This window comes from Alteromonas sp. G4i35, from assembly GCF_054960375.1.
Genome location: NZ_JBHNZD010000008.1, coordinates 156,783 through 169,872 on the forward strand (window position 1 = coordinate 156,783; position 13,090 = coordinate 169,872).

The 13,090-nt window shown below is 43.0% G+C and carries 12 protein-coding genes and 4 tRNA genes; all 16 read right to left on the reverse strand.

The genetic code is table 11. From position 1 onward, the window contains the following. Window positions 1-83: 83 nt before the first annotated feature. Window positions 84-626, reverse strand: coding sequence for a hypothetical protein (locus ACFI6L_RS06850; protein WP_462573656.1), 543 nt, complete (start codon window positions 624-626; stop codon window positions 84-86). Between the two features lie 108 nt (window positions 627-734). Beyond that, a complete protein-coding gene (locus ACFI6L_RS06855) occupies window positions 735-1,352 on the reverse strand; it encodes an ankyrin repeat domain-containing protein (RefSeq protein WP_014950839.1) in 618 nt (205 codons plus the stop codon). A gap of 150 nt (window positions 1,353-1,502) precedes the next feature. Further along, complete coding sequence (locus ACFI6L_RS06860) at window positions 1,503-3,119, reverse strand: catalase (RefSeq protein WP_462573657.1); 1,617 nt, start codon at window positions 3,117-3,119, stop codon at window positions 1,503-1,505. Beyond that, window positions 3,116-3,292 (reverse strand): hypothetical protein, encoded by a 177-nt coding sequence (locus ACFI6L_RS06865; protein WP_155279885.1) that lies wholly within the window; start codon window positions 3,290-3,292, stop codon window positions 3,116-3,118. Before ACFI6L_RS06865 ends, ACFI6L_RS06860 begins: the two co-directional genes overlap by 4 nt. A gap of 272 nt (window positions 3,293-3,564) precedes the next feature. Further along, a complete protein-coding gene (locus ACFI6L_RS06870; RefSeq protein WP_462573658.1) occupies window positions 3,565-4,917 on the reverse strand; it encodes an alkaline phosphatase PhoX in 1,353 nt (450 codons plus the stop codon). 548 nt (window positions 4,918-5,465) lie between these two features. Further along, window positions 5,466-6,650: an elongation factor Tu gene (tuf, locus tag ACFI6L_RS06875; protein ID WP_014977498.1), complete on the reverse strand. Its 1,185-nt coding sequence runs from the start codon at window positions 6,648-6,650 to the stop codon at window positions 5,466-5,468. Window positions 6,651-6,717: 67 nt separating this feature from the next. Beyond that, a tRNA-Thr gene (locus ACFI6L_RS06880) sits at window positions 6,718-6,793 on the reverse strand. Window positions 6,794-6,800: 7 nt separating this feature from the next. After that, window positions 6,801-6,875, reverse strand: a tRNA-Gly gene (locus ACFI6L_RS06885). Between the two features lie 33 nt (window positions 6,876-6,908). Next, window positions 6,909-6,993, reverse strand: a tRNA-Tyr gene (locus tag ACFI6L_RS06890). A gap of 7 nt (window positions 6,994-7,000) precedes the next feature. Further along, window positions 7,001-7,076 (reverse strand) — tRNA-Thr (locus ACFI6L_RS06895). Window positions 7,077-7,185: 109 nt separating this feature from the next. Beyond that, window positions 7,186-7,944, reverse strand: coding sequence for a type III pantothenate kinase (locus ACFI6L_RS06900; protein WP_462573659.1), 759 nt, complete (start codon window positions 7,942-7,944; stop codon window positions 7,186-7,188). A 148-nt stretch (window positions 7,945-8,092) separates the two neighbouring features. Next, window positions 8,093-9,079: a bifunctional biotin--[acetyl-CoA-carboxylase] ligase/biotin operon repressor BirA gene (birA, locus tag ACFI6L_RS06905; protein WP_039222269.1), complete on the reverse strand. Its 987-nt coding sequence runs from the start codon at window positions 9,077-9,079 to the stop codon at window positions 8,093-8,095. Further along, the gene (murB, locus tag ACFI6L_RS06910; RefSeq protein WP_462573660.1) at window positions 9,076-10,107 is read right to left on the reverse strand and encodes a UDP-N-acetylmuramate dehydrogenase; all 1,032 of its coding nucleotides are present in this window, start codon (window positions 10,105-10,107) and stop codon (window positions 9,076-9,078) included. The genes birA and murB overlap by 4 nt, the downstream gene beginning before the upstream one ends. A gap of 172 nt (window positions 10,108-10,279) precedes the next feature. After that, window positions 10,280-11,845: a methyl-accepting chemotaxis protein gene (locus tag ACFI6L_RS06915; RefSeq protein ID WP_462573661.1), complete on the reverse strand. Its 1,566-nt coding sequence runs from the start codon at window positions 11,843-11,845 to the stop codon at window positions 10,280-10,282. Between the two features lie 332 nt (window positions 11,846-12,177). Next, entirely contained in the window at window positions 12,178-12,705 is a 528-nt protein-coding gene (locus ACFI6L_RS06920) for a hypothetical protein (protein WP_462573662.1), read from the reverse strand. Window positions 12,706-12,752: 47 nt separating this feature from the next. Beyond that, window positions 12,753-12,890, reverse strand: a complete 138-nt coding sequence (locus ACFI6L_RS06925) for a hypothetical protein (protein WP_155279878.1) — start codon at window positions 12,888-12,890, stop codon at window positions 12,753-12,755. Window positions 12,891-13,090: the final 200 nt, after the last annotated feature.

Consider the following 13,090-nt stretch of genomic DNA (forward strand, 5'->3'; position numbering starts at 1 on the left):
GGCTGAAAACACCAACTATCGAGAAACATAGATATGTTGGAGGGAACGAACGAGGTACCAGAAACACATTAACTTAAAAAGGATTACTGTTTGCGCTTTCTCATTGAAGTAAACGCAAACAAAATTAGCATAGCAGTGGCAAAAGAAGCAGGTTCACTCACTTGAGTAGATCCATTATTAGATTCAACAGTTTTAACTACTTGAAACAAGCCACCCGCACAGCGGTCGCCACCGTCAAAGAAAACACAGGTGTCTGTTTCGCCTAGACCGGCTAAACCTGAGCTAATAGTGAATTCGTAGGGAACGCTTGAATCTTCAATGTAGAACTCAAATCCTTCACCGCTTTCATCACCAAACACACCATTATTTAAATCAACTACTGCAAATTCAGCGATGTCTTCTTCTAGAATGTAGTAAGAGACGTTATCGAACTTTAACTGAAAGAAAAACGATAGCCATGTATTCATATTGAACTGGGTTTCGTTTTCATCAAAGGTGATTTGCCCAATTAAGCTGGTTTGGTCAGCTTCGTCACCTAACACTAATCGTGTGAAATCATAGGTAATTACGCCAGCGAAAGAAGGCATAGAAAACAGAACGAACACAGCGGCAATTAATGACTTCATAGTAAACCCACGTCTAAATTCTTATGGGCTTAGTATTGAACTTAATGCATTGAATACAAATAGGGAGTTCCCCCTAGTTGTATTCAATGCTATCTAATATGACGTGGTTTAATTAGCGTTTTGTTCGCGTAGTACTTTTGCTAGTTCGTAATTACCTTGCGAAAGAGCGATATCCGCTACCGAATTACCCGCTTTATCCATGTGAGCTGGGTTAGCCCCTTTATCGATAAGCGTATTGATAATTTCTTGTCTATCGAAAAGGCTTGCGAACATCAACGCCGTTTGGCCTTGCTCGTTTTCTTCATCTATATCGCAATCGGCAAAAACCAATTGCTTAGCTACACTGACGTGACCTTTAAATATGGCCCCCATAAGTGCGGTGTTTCCGCGGTTGTCTTCTTGACATGGGTTGGCATTAGCTTCGCTGATAAGAAAGTTCACGGTGTCGGTATGCCCATGGTACGCCGCAAGAATAAGTGCGGTGTAGCCTTTTTCATCGGCCACATTAACATCTAAACCGGCTTGATAAAACGCACTCAGCATGGCGCTATCACCTTCCCGCGCTGCATCAAAATAACGTGCTTTCAAGGTCTCCATATTAGGCCTAGTTGCACTTTGTTGAGTATCAGCTTGAGTGGTTGCGTCACTTACCGCACTAGTATAAAAACTGGTGAAGGTGGCAACGACGAACAGTGCTGCCGTAAGTGTTTGCTTTAAAAAAGACATTGTGCCCCCTTACTGGTAAATCTAAATTTGGTTACTACAAAAGTGTTTTCAGTAAAGCTGTTACAGAAAGATTGTTAAAGAAGAATTGTTTGAGAAAAATGGGAGTTACTCAACACTGTGATGTAACTCCCAACCCTATTGCTACTTAGCTTATTGCATTAGTGCGGTTAGGCTTTCAGCAACTTGCTTTGCTTTAGCGGCACGTGCAGCTTGCTGTTCCATTAAGTCTTTCGCCGCTTGACGAACTTTAGACATTGGTGCTTTCGCTAATTTTGCTACACCTGCACCGTAGTCTTTATCAGCGTTGTACATATAAGCACTAATAATGACGCGAATTTCTTCTTCAGGCACCGATGCCAACGCACCACCTAAGTTACTAATTAGGTTTTTCTGACCTTCTTTAGTTAGGTTTCTGAAAAACTCCCCTGCTTGTTTAAAGTTCTGCTCTTTGTAGAACGGAATTTGTTGCGTCATACCAGCAAGCGGTTTGCTTGAGTAACGGAACGCTGGATCTTCGTTAAGATCAAGACGTCGACTTGGCTGGTAGTTCACATCGCGATTAGTACTCGTTGTGCGTAGCTGACCATGCTGTTCGTGGTTATTAATAACCGCGTTTTTAGGCGCATTAACCGGAATGCGGTACGCGTTTACACCTAGGCGATAGCGCTGTGTATCAGCATACGAGAACAAACGACCTTGAAGCATTCTGTCTTCTGACGGCTCAATACCAGGAATTAAATTGCTTGGTGCAAATGCCGCTTGTTCAGTTTCTTCAAAGAAGTTATCTGGTACACGATTAAGCACTAGACGACCAATCTTTTTAGCCGGCACAAGCGATTCAGGCCAAATCTTAGTGGTATCAAGTGGGTTAAACTCGAAATCATCCAATTGCTCTGGCTCCAGCTCTTGTAAATAAAGATCCCAAGACGCCGTTTCACCTTTTTCACCAATTCGCGTGTAGATGTCGGTAGTATGCGGCTGCATATCCATTCCCTGCACTTTCATGGCTTCTTCATTGGTAAAGTTCTTTATTGGCTGGTTCGACTTCCACGTGAACTTCACGTACTTGTAATTACCTTCGTCATCAACAAACTTGAAAGCATGTACACCTGAACCATCCATATTTAGATAGCTTGACGGTGTGCCGTAGTCAGAGAAAAGCATAGTTAACGTGTGCGTTGACTCTGGTACGTGCGAGAAGAAATCAAAAATGCGCTTAGGCTCTTGCTTGTTCGTTACCGGCGATGGTTTAAATGCATGCACCATATCTGGGAACTTGATTGCATCGCGAATAAAGAAAACCGGGAAGTTGTTGCCGACGAGATCCCAGTTACCTTGTTCAGTGTAAAACTTCACTGCAAAGCCACGCGGGTCGCGCAGCGTCTCAGGTGACAGATGACCATGTACTACCGATGAAAAACGAACAAAAACGTCGGTCTTTTTACCCGCTGATTGAAACGGCGCAGCCAGTGTTTCATCTGAAAGGTCGACTAGGTTTTCATAATACCCATAAACGCCTGTACCACGTGCGTGAACAACGCGCTCAGGAATACGCTCGCGGTCAAATGCAGCTAGCTTTTCAATAAGGTGCGAATCTTGTAGTAAAACCGGTCCCCATGGGCCTGCTGTTTGCGAGTTTTGATTATCGCCTACGGGGGCACCATTTTGACGTGTTAGTGTATCGGCGCTTACGCCTAAGGTAAGCATACTGGCAGCTACGCCGCCTAGGACAAACTTAGTTAACGTTGATTTCATTGAGGTTCTCACAGCTGTACTCCAACATGAAGGTTGGTACGAGGTTTAGGGGCTTTGACTTCTACGCAAACTTGGTCGCCATAATAGTTATCAGCGTAATTGCATTGCGTTCGAATGGGTTGATTAGTTGTGGAGGAAACACGGTGGCTATTCGCCGTTGTTAGCTTTTTTAATAGTGCGCTCATTTGGCTCTCCTTCTTAAGTTGAGAGCATTATCATTAATTGAACAAAACTATTAAAACGGGTTAAAACGATTCAAATAATTAATTTATTTGATTGTAAAGATGCTAGCTAATCGAGAAAAGGTATGAAAGTAAGTAAATGATGCGTGACGAAAGAAAGGTTGATAGAAATTTGCAGTTCACACTTGGGGATAACGGCGCCATTTTAAAGTAATGAGAATAAATGACGCCAGTTTTCTAGATAACCGTAATATCTGGTCTCCAACTTCTGATCTCTAACCTTCAAGCCATGGCCCGGTTATAGCTAAGGTCTTCGTTGGAGAGTAAATATTCACGAAAAGCGTATTGCCGTCGGGCGAGAAACACGCGCCGGCAAGTTCAGTTTGCGCATGGAGCTTTGCAAAGTTATACACTTCTCCATTTGGTGTAACACCGCGTAAATGATTATCAACAATGTCGGTATATTGGTCTTCGCACACCAATAGATGCCCATTTGGACATACGGTTAGGTTATCGCCGAAGTTATATAAGTTCTTGTCTTCACTTTCTAAAAATAGCTGAAGCTTGTCTTGTTTACCATCAGCAGAAGGAACAAGTTTCATCACCTGACCGAGCTGCTTTTGGCCACCATTAGTACAGCAAAAATAAAGCTCATTTTCACCCCAATGTATACCTTCACCGCGAGCGAATAAGGCCGCACCTTTCTCATATCCTCTAGCGCGTAAGTCATCGTTCGGGCTTTCTGGATTGTCTAATGCTATCCACTCAACGTCGAACCACGTCGCCAATGGCATAGTTGTGGAACTCCAGTTACGTGTATCAAACTGAGGTTTGTTTTTTACTACCAGGGCTTCTAATTGGCCGCCAGCTGCCAATTTAGCGTACTCGTTAGGTACAAAGCGATATAGCAAGCTGTCACCCTGATCTTCAGTCAGGTAAACAATGCCTGTTTTGGTGTCAACACATGCCGCTTCATGGTTAAAGCGCCCCATTGCTTTAAGTGGTTTAGCTTCAATGAGTGAGTCAGCATTTGCAGGTACTTCAAATATGTAGCCGTGATCTTTGTTTACCACATCACCGTTCGGGCCATGAGGTCGGTCTACGGACTCTTCACAGGTTAGCCACGTGCCCCAAGGCGTAATGCCGCCCGAGCAGTTTCTTACCGTTCCAACAAGACTGATAAACTCTCGCTCTACCGTTTTGGTGGTAAGGTTATACACCATGGTTGTGGTGCCGCCTGGTAAAGCAACCCCACTATGATAGTTGTCGTAGGCCAACTCGCTAGTATGCATTTGAATAGACTGTGGCTGAGCACTTAAGTGTTTGGGGTGCAGTTCGTGGTTACGTATTAGCGCAACCTTGTCGCTAGTACCTTCTATAGGAAGACACCCCATGCCATCCGCTCTGTCAGGTACATGCATACCATCAGACATGCTATTTCCAAGGCTTGATATAACCTTATAGCTAAAGCCTTTAGGTAAATCGAGCAGCTTTTGAGGGTCGGCGATTAATGCACCATAGCCTTCACAAATCGGCATAGACGCCAAATCCAACTTTTTACCAAAAGCACTGCTAGCTAGGCCACCAAATGCCAAAGAACCCACTAAAAACTGGCGTCGTGTAATCATGAAAATCTCGCAAAACTGATAAACAGAGCATAGTACCCTTTAATTGTTACAGTATCACAACAAAGGGGTTAAATTTCCACTTCTTAGCTTCGTGAATATCTTATACCGTCAGACGGGAGTGAATGCTGAGCCTTTTTAATTCCGACAACGCATCGTGCGATTCAGGAACTCTTACATAAAAGCGGGGATGGGTTCGCGGCGTGTTACTTCTTCTCCCCCTCAAATGTTTTGATATGCTTCGAGAAGGGAGTGATTGTTGTGCCCTCTGAAACCCTACACCGCAGGGACGCGGTGTCGGAGCTCTTACTTAAAAACAAGGATGGGTTTACGGCGAGCTCCCTCCTCTCTCCAAAGCTTTCTGGTATACAGATTGCGGAGGGAGTGAAGCCCCATCAAAAACTCTCAGCAGCAGGGACGCTGCTGCGAAGCCGCTATGGATGGCTTTACGGCGTGTTTTTGATGGGGCTTCACTCCCGAAATTCCAAATCGCAGGCATAAAAAAAGCGCACCTAAGTGCGCTTTTTTTGGCTTGTGTTGCTAAGTCTAGATTAGTCTAGGATCTTAGATACAACACCAGCACCTACTGTACGACCACCTTCACGGATTGCGAAACGAAGACCTTCTTCCATCGCGATCGGAGCAATTAGCTCAACTTTGAATTTAAGGTTGTCACCAGGCATTACCATTTCTACGCCTTCTGGAAGCTCTACAGCACCAGTTACGTCAGTTGTACGGAAGTAGAACTGTGGACGGTAGCCTTTGAAGAATGGAGTATGACGGCCACCTTCATCTTTAGATAGTACGTATACTTCTGCTTCGAAGTTAACGTGTGGAGTGATTGAACCAGGCTTAGCTAGTACTTGACCACGCTCAACTTCATCACGCTTAGTACCACGTAGAAGAACACCAACGTTCTCACCTGCACGGCCTTCGTCAAGAAGCTTACGGAACATCTCAACACCAGTACAAGTAGTCTTAGTAGTATCTTTGATACCTACGATTTCTACTTCTTCACCAACCTTGATGATACCTTGCTCAACACGACCCGTTACAACTGTACCACGGCCTGAGATTGAGAATACGTCTTCGATTGGAAGAATGAACGGCTTGTCGATTGCACGCTCTGGCTCTGGGATGTATGAATCAAGCGCTTCACCAAGCTCGATGATTTTCTTTTCCCACTCTGCGTCGCCTTCAAGCGCTTTAAGAGCTGAACCTTGGATAACTGGTAGGTCATCACCTGGGAATTCGTATTCGTTTAGAAGTTCACGAACTTCCATTTCTACTAGCTCTAGAAGCTCTTCATCGTCAACCATGTCACACTTGTTCATGAATACGATGATGTAAGGAATACCAACCTGACGACCAAGTAGGATGTGCTCACGAGTCTGTGGCATAGGGCCATCAGTCGCAGCAACTACTAGGATACCACCGTCCATCTGAGCAGCACCAGTGATCATGTTTTTAACGTAATCAGCGTGTCCTGGGCAGTCTACGTGTGCGTAGTGACGAGTAGGAGTGTCATATTCTACGTGTGAAGTAGAAATGGTGATACCACGTGCTTTCTCTTCAGGCGCGTTATCGATTTGATCGAAAGCCTGTGCGTTACCGCCGTAAGTTTTAGAAAGAACTGTAGTGATAGCTGCAGTTAGGGTAGTTTTACCGTGGTCAACGTGGCCGATTGTACCCACGTTTACGTGGGGTTTCGTACGTTCAAACTTTTCTTTTGCCATTTCTATTATCCCAGCAAAGTTACATTAAAAAATTTAGAAATTTTACATGAGCTGGGGAGAAATAAACTGGTGCTGATAGGCAGATTTGAACTGCCGACCTCACCCTTACCAAGGGTGCGCTCTACCAACTGAGCTATATCAGCACTGATTTGGAGCGGGCAGCGGGAATCGAACCCGCATCATCAGCTTGGAAGGCTGAGGTAATAGCCATTATACGATGCCCGCAATCCTAATTCTCTGGCCACCTCATAGAGAAAGTGGTGGAGGGGGCAGGATTCGAACCTGCGAAGGCTGAGCCGGCAGATTTACAGTCTGCTCCCGTTGACCGCTTGGGTACCCCTCCAGATTGATGGTGCCGACTGCCGGAATCGAACTGGCGACCTACTGATTACAAGTCAGTTGCTCTACCAACTGAGCTAAGTCGGCACTACATCAAGTGGGTGCGCATTCTAGAGTATTGTTTAACTCTGTGCAAGTGTCTTTTTGAAAATTTTTCAATTTTCTTTTTTGACCAATTTTTCAACTAATCAAAAACTTACCTCGATGTTCCCTTTAGAAGTTCACTTCGAGCGTAGCGGGCAAGACCCTGCATCACCAAATGAGCGAGGCGCATGTTATCAGCAGATTTTAAGAATGCAAACACTTTTTTGTCTCCACCCCCTAAAATTATGTCAAATTCGGTTTGTTTGCTTGATATGTAATCAACCGCGCTCAAATAAACACCATATAGGGCAGCATGACACCCTGTTGCCACACAATCTTCTGTATCAGTCCCCACTCCAAAGGTGGTCGGAATTTCATCATTCGCGAACACTTTTTTAGTTGAAGCAACCAATGCATTACGCATTACTTGAAAACCAGGCACGATCCAACCGCCTAAATGTTGACCATTCACCACAAAATCAACCGTTATTGCCGTACCTACATCCATAACAAAAAATGCTTTTTTTGATTTTTCTGCAGCACAGACCATGGCAAGCCATCTATCAACGCCCATTTTTTGAACATTCGCGTAACTATTTTTTATGCCGAAGGCTTCTTTCTCGGTGTGCTTTTCTACAAAAATAATATTTCGCTCGTTACACATGGCGGATATTTCATCAACCAGCTCCTGATTTCTTACTGAAGCTATATATAAATGGGAAATTTTTTTCTGAGAATCAATAAAAGAGAAAAGAGAATTGGCATCTTCGCACGCATTAGGCTCTTCTTCTGCATGACAAAGCAGTGAATATTTTATTCGGGTGTTACCGATATCCACTAATATGACGTGGTTTTCTTCAATGTTGTTCATATTTTTGGTTTCAATCGCAAAGCAATGCGTAAAACGAACGGATAAAACGCTATTTAAAAATCACAAAGATGAACTACGAAGTACTTCTATTATAAATAATGGCTAAAATCTTCGTAGCTCAGCTATAAAATAAAACAAAAATAAAAAGTTAATTGCCTCTAAGGCTAACTTCGCCACCGTGGAATCGGGTAATACCGTCTTGTGTTTCAACTAGTAGCGCGCCGCTGGCGTCCACTCCCCTATCAATTCCGGAAAAACGCTTCTCACCCATTTGTAAAACAATGCGTTTATCGGCGTATAAGTCGAGCGCTTCCCAATATGCTGTGAATGGCCCGAAGCCCTGCTGGGTAAATTTAGGTAAATAAGACCAAAGCGATTTAATTATTTCTGCCGCCAATGCATTTCTATCTGGGATAGTGCCCAAATATGACGCAAGATCGCTATGAGGCTGACCAACATCGTACTGATTATCGGGTACGCAAACATTCAAACCTATGCCGATAACACTATGCGCCGTAGCGCCTATTTGCCCTTCTACTTCAATAAGTACGCCCGCAAGCTTTTTACCTTGCAAATAAATGTCATTCGGCCATTTAAGCTCGGCGTCTTCTACGCCAAATTCTTTAAGTGCATCGCAAACTGCCAAGCCTACCAATAAAGAAAGTCCTGCCATGCTTTGATAACCGTCGGGAAAAGACCAGTACATAGAAAAAGTTAAGCTTCCGCCAACTGGCGCTAACCATGAACGGCCGTGTCTACCGCGTCCATCGGTCTGAATTTCAGCAAAAACGACATCGCCGTTTTCAAGATCTTCTCGTTTGCTGGCAATACGCTTCTTCATTTCCGTATTGGTGGAAGGTAATACCGACTCCACATCAATAACCGCTCGTTTTGTATTGCCTAAATGACGTTTAATGCTGTCGGCACTTAACAATGGAAACCCTCGTTCTAAACGGTAGCCTTTACCTTTTACTTTAAATACATCTAATCCCCAATCGGCGAGTTGGGAAATATGGCCTGCAACTGCTGTGCGCGAAAGGCCCACTTGCTGTGCAATGGTTTCCCCTGAGTGAAACTGGCCGTCGGACAACAAAGCGAGTATATGTTTTCTTATAGCTTTTGATGCTTGTCTCATAGCGAAATAAGTCCTTTGCTTCCTAATAAGCGCACTTCTGGCTCAAGCTGTATGCCGAACTTCCCCTGTACGCTTGCTATGATATCTTTTGCCATGGTTATTACATCGTTTCCGGTGGCACCACCTAAGTTAGTAAGTACCAATGGCTGTGTAGGGTGGCATCGTACTTTATTCAAAGTCTTGCCTTTAAAACCTGCCTGGTCGATAAGCCACGCGGCAGGAATTTTTATTTGTTCTTTTTCAGTGGCTGGAAAATCAGCACTTCCGCTCACCACAAAATGGGGCACTGAATCATAGTCTTGTGCAATCGCTTGAAACACTGCTTTTGAAACCACTGGGTTTTTAAAGAAACTTCCAGCATTGCCTAGCTCACTCGGGTCAGGAAGTTTGCTTTTTCTGATTTCTATTACCTTACTATACACCTTTTCTGGTGTAGGCTCAGTGAGTGCCGCTAGTTCGCCATAGCTGGTCTCGAGTTCGTAGTGCTTGGGCAGTTTAAAGTTTACATGAGTGATTAGCACTTTGTTCGCTAGTGCATGCTTGAACACACTGTCTCTATAGCCAAATTGACAGTCTTCATTGCCCAACAATACCTGCTCGCCGGTTTCAAGAAATACACACTCTACTTTGTCGATCAACGTATTCACTTCTCGTCCGTACGCACCAATATTCTGAATTGGGCATGCGCCTACTGAGCCAGGTATTAAGGCGAGATTTTCGAAACCATACCACTTCTCTTTCATACACAAAGTGACGAAGTCATGCCAGTTTTCACCTGCACCTACACGTAAGTAATGGTGACTTTCAGTATCAAAATGGCTTATTCCCTTAATCTCGTTAACCAGAATTGTACCGTCAAAGTCGTCAGTGAAGACTGAATTGCTTCCACCGCCTAATATATAAATGGCTTTGTTATTGTTTTTAGAAGTTTTGAAGATAGACAGGAATGAAGTAATGTCGCTAAACGACTGGATAGAATCACAAGAAGCGGCGAGGCCAAATGTGCTGTATGGTTGTAGTGAAGGCATAGAGTTTTACGAACTGCGAACAATTCGCTAATGGTAGGGTAACGAAGCAGCAAATAAAAGCGCAAAGAAGGAATAATATTGTTGCCAATATTGCTAAGCGCTAGAGCATTACCACTTTCATTCGTTAAAGTGAGAAAACGGAAGCTAGCGCTTATACGTAAATACAGAGAACTTACTGCTCTTTGGCTTTATAACCAATACGAAACCCTCCCCAATGTTTACCGTTCACATATATCGGTGCAGATAGATCATGCATGACCTCACCTGTATCTCGCTTGTAAGTTTGTAGCAAGAAAGTAGAGGTATTGCTGCCACAACGACTTCCGGTTTTGTCATCGAATATCCGTTTCGTTCTGTTATTTGCTAAATCCGTATCGTAATTACCAGTAAGGGGCTGACTAAACTTCTTGTTGTGGGTAGGAAAGTAACCATTTACGTCAACTGCGCCGGCATAAATAATGAAACTATGTGTTTCTAATAACGGTTCTTGGATAGCGGGAAGTACGTCGTCGGTGAACTTATCAAAAGGTGTCGTGTGCTTTATAGGATTAGTGTTCGGTATAGGTGAATAGTCAAAATTAAACAGCTTTGCTTCCGATATTTTCCCTTCTGAAATCGCTTGCTCGAAACGCTTTCCAACAGTTTTAGCTGCATTTACTGCAATGTCTCTAACTTCGCTGTTTCGATCATTTACGTCGAAGCTTTCCAGCAGCCTGAAAATATCTTCAGCTTGACTACTCAGTGATAGCGCCTGAGTAGAAACATCAGTGAGGTCGTGCTCTAATTTTTCTGTCGTCGTGTGCAACTGAAGTATATTGGTACTTATACCTGCGCTATGTTCTGCATTATTTTCTACCATTGCTTGCATAGCGCCCATCGATTCCCGAGCTTTTGTAGAGAGCATACTGGAGTGTGAGATAGCTTCTTCGCTCTCCTTTAATTTCACATTCATGTTATCACTAGAGTTTAGCACCGTTTCCATTGTAGCCACTGCGGCCTGGCTACTTGTATTCATATCCTGCAGCAAACTTTCTATTCCAGACGTGGCGTCGGTTGTTTTCTTGGCAAGCTCTCGTACTTCATCAGCAACAACGGCGAAACCACGTCCTTGGTCGCCCGCTCTTGCAGCTTCAATAGCCGCATTAAGCGCTAGCATATTTGTTTGATCGGCCAATTGGTTAATGGTGTTTGTTATTGTACTTATTCCCTCGGCCTTACTTTTTAATGTAGTAAGCGCTTCAGATGACGCATTTATGTTTTTAACCAGCTGCTGTTGCTGGCTTAATACTTCTTTTAACGACGTACTTCCGAACTGCGTTTTCTCGTCAGATTCATTCATAGAAGATGCAGCATCCTTGGCAAGATCATCTAACTGAGTTGAGGAAAGCTCTAATTGTTGGAGTCTACCGCTCATCTCGCCGATGTTCGCGACTTGCTCATTAAATGCTTTTGATAACTGCTCTAAAAAGAAAGAGATAGAAGCACCACCAATTGCAATGTTACTCGCGGCATGACTAACTTTCGTTGCATCATTGCTGTGTGCATTGTTCTTATAATCGTCAGTTAGAACAATTTTACTAGCGGCTATATTTTGGTTTTGAAATACCTTCTCAATAATAAAGGCCGCGAAAAGGATAGTAAGAAACGTAGCAACTGTAGAGATTAGTAGATGTGAAGTAACAAAAGACATCACTACATTAACGAGACCGGCAATAACAGCTAAAACTAAATACTTCATCATGCGCACTTAACATTTTATTAACACCTCAAAAATGTAAAGCGTTTTAAACCAATTATCCATAAGCGGATAGTATTAGTTATGGGGTCAGAGTACTTTATTAAGTGAGCATTGTATTCATTAGCAAATGAAATAAACGCTTCAAGGTACGAGTTGTCAGATTAATGAAGTGAGTAGATTGACTCTACCCCATTAGTAATGGGGTCAGAGTACTTTATTGGCTGGGTATTGTATTCATAGTAAATAAAATAAACACTTCAAGGTACATGTTGCCTCACTCGTAAGGAGTCTACTTTACTTGGACTCTATCGCTTATAAACGCTTTTTTATTACTAACTGTTATCTGGAACTAACTCGTTAAGGTGCAAAACCATCCAACCGTTAATATAAATATTTCGAGGCCGCCTAGCATCGTAAATGGCACCAGAAGTAACCAAGTCATTTACTTTTGTTTTGCTAAGCACAAGGTTATCAACACGATAGTAATTGCGCAGTAATAACGCTTTATCAAATTTCGCATGTTGACTCGGCGAGACAGGTGTTGTGTGAGCAATGTTTCCGACTTTAAAAGTAAGAGTATCATCATCAACACTAAGTAATTTCAGGGGGACATAGCGAAATCGAGCATCCGATGAAGGATCTATAGCTCTATAATCAATATAGAAAAAGTCATTTTTCTTAGGATTAGCCAAGACCCGCTCTTTTTCACTATTTTCAATAAATGCATTACCAACAAAGAAGAATGCTATTAGAAGAAAGCAAACAAGTTCTGAATGCAGCTTTAATAGAGCGGTCACTGGTTCAAGTTGAAAATTACCCCGCAAATAAGCTGGGTTATTATTGAATGGTAAGGCTGACATACAAACTTCCTAGCTGTTTAGTGTTTTTATACCATACCGATTATTTTTCAACCTGTCGCTTTTTCTATACATTCAAACAAGTCCACAGCATTGATCCCTCGAATAATGGGGTCAGAGTACATTTCTCTAATAAGGTATGCTGGCGAATTAGAGTACTTCTCCCACACTGTTATGAAATCACGCATAGTTAAATTCGTTTTTTAAAAAAAGTACTCTGATTTAACGGCATTGGGGGATAAGGGAATAATTATGTCCTGATGTTTAAAGCAATAAAGTACTCTGACCCCAATTTGAGGTTTTGCTGGGGGGATTGGGGATTAATGTACTCTGACCCCATTATTTTTCTTTCTGCGGAAAGCAAAAAACCCGCCGTTAGGCGGGTTTC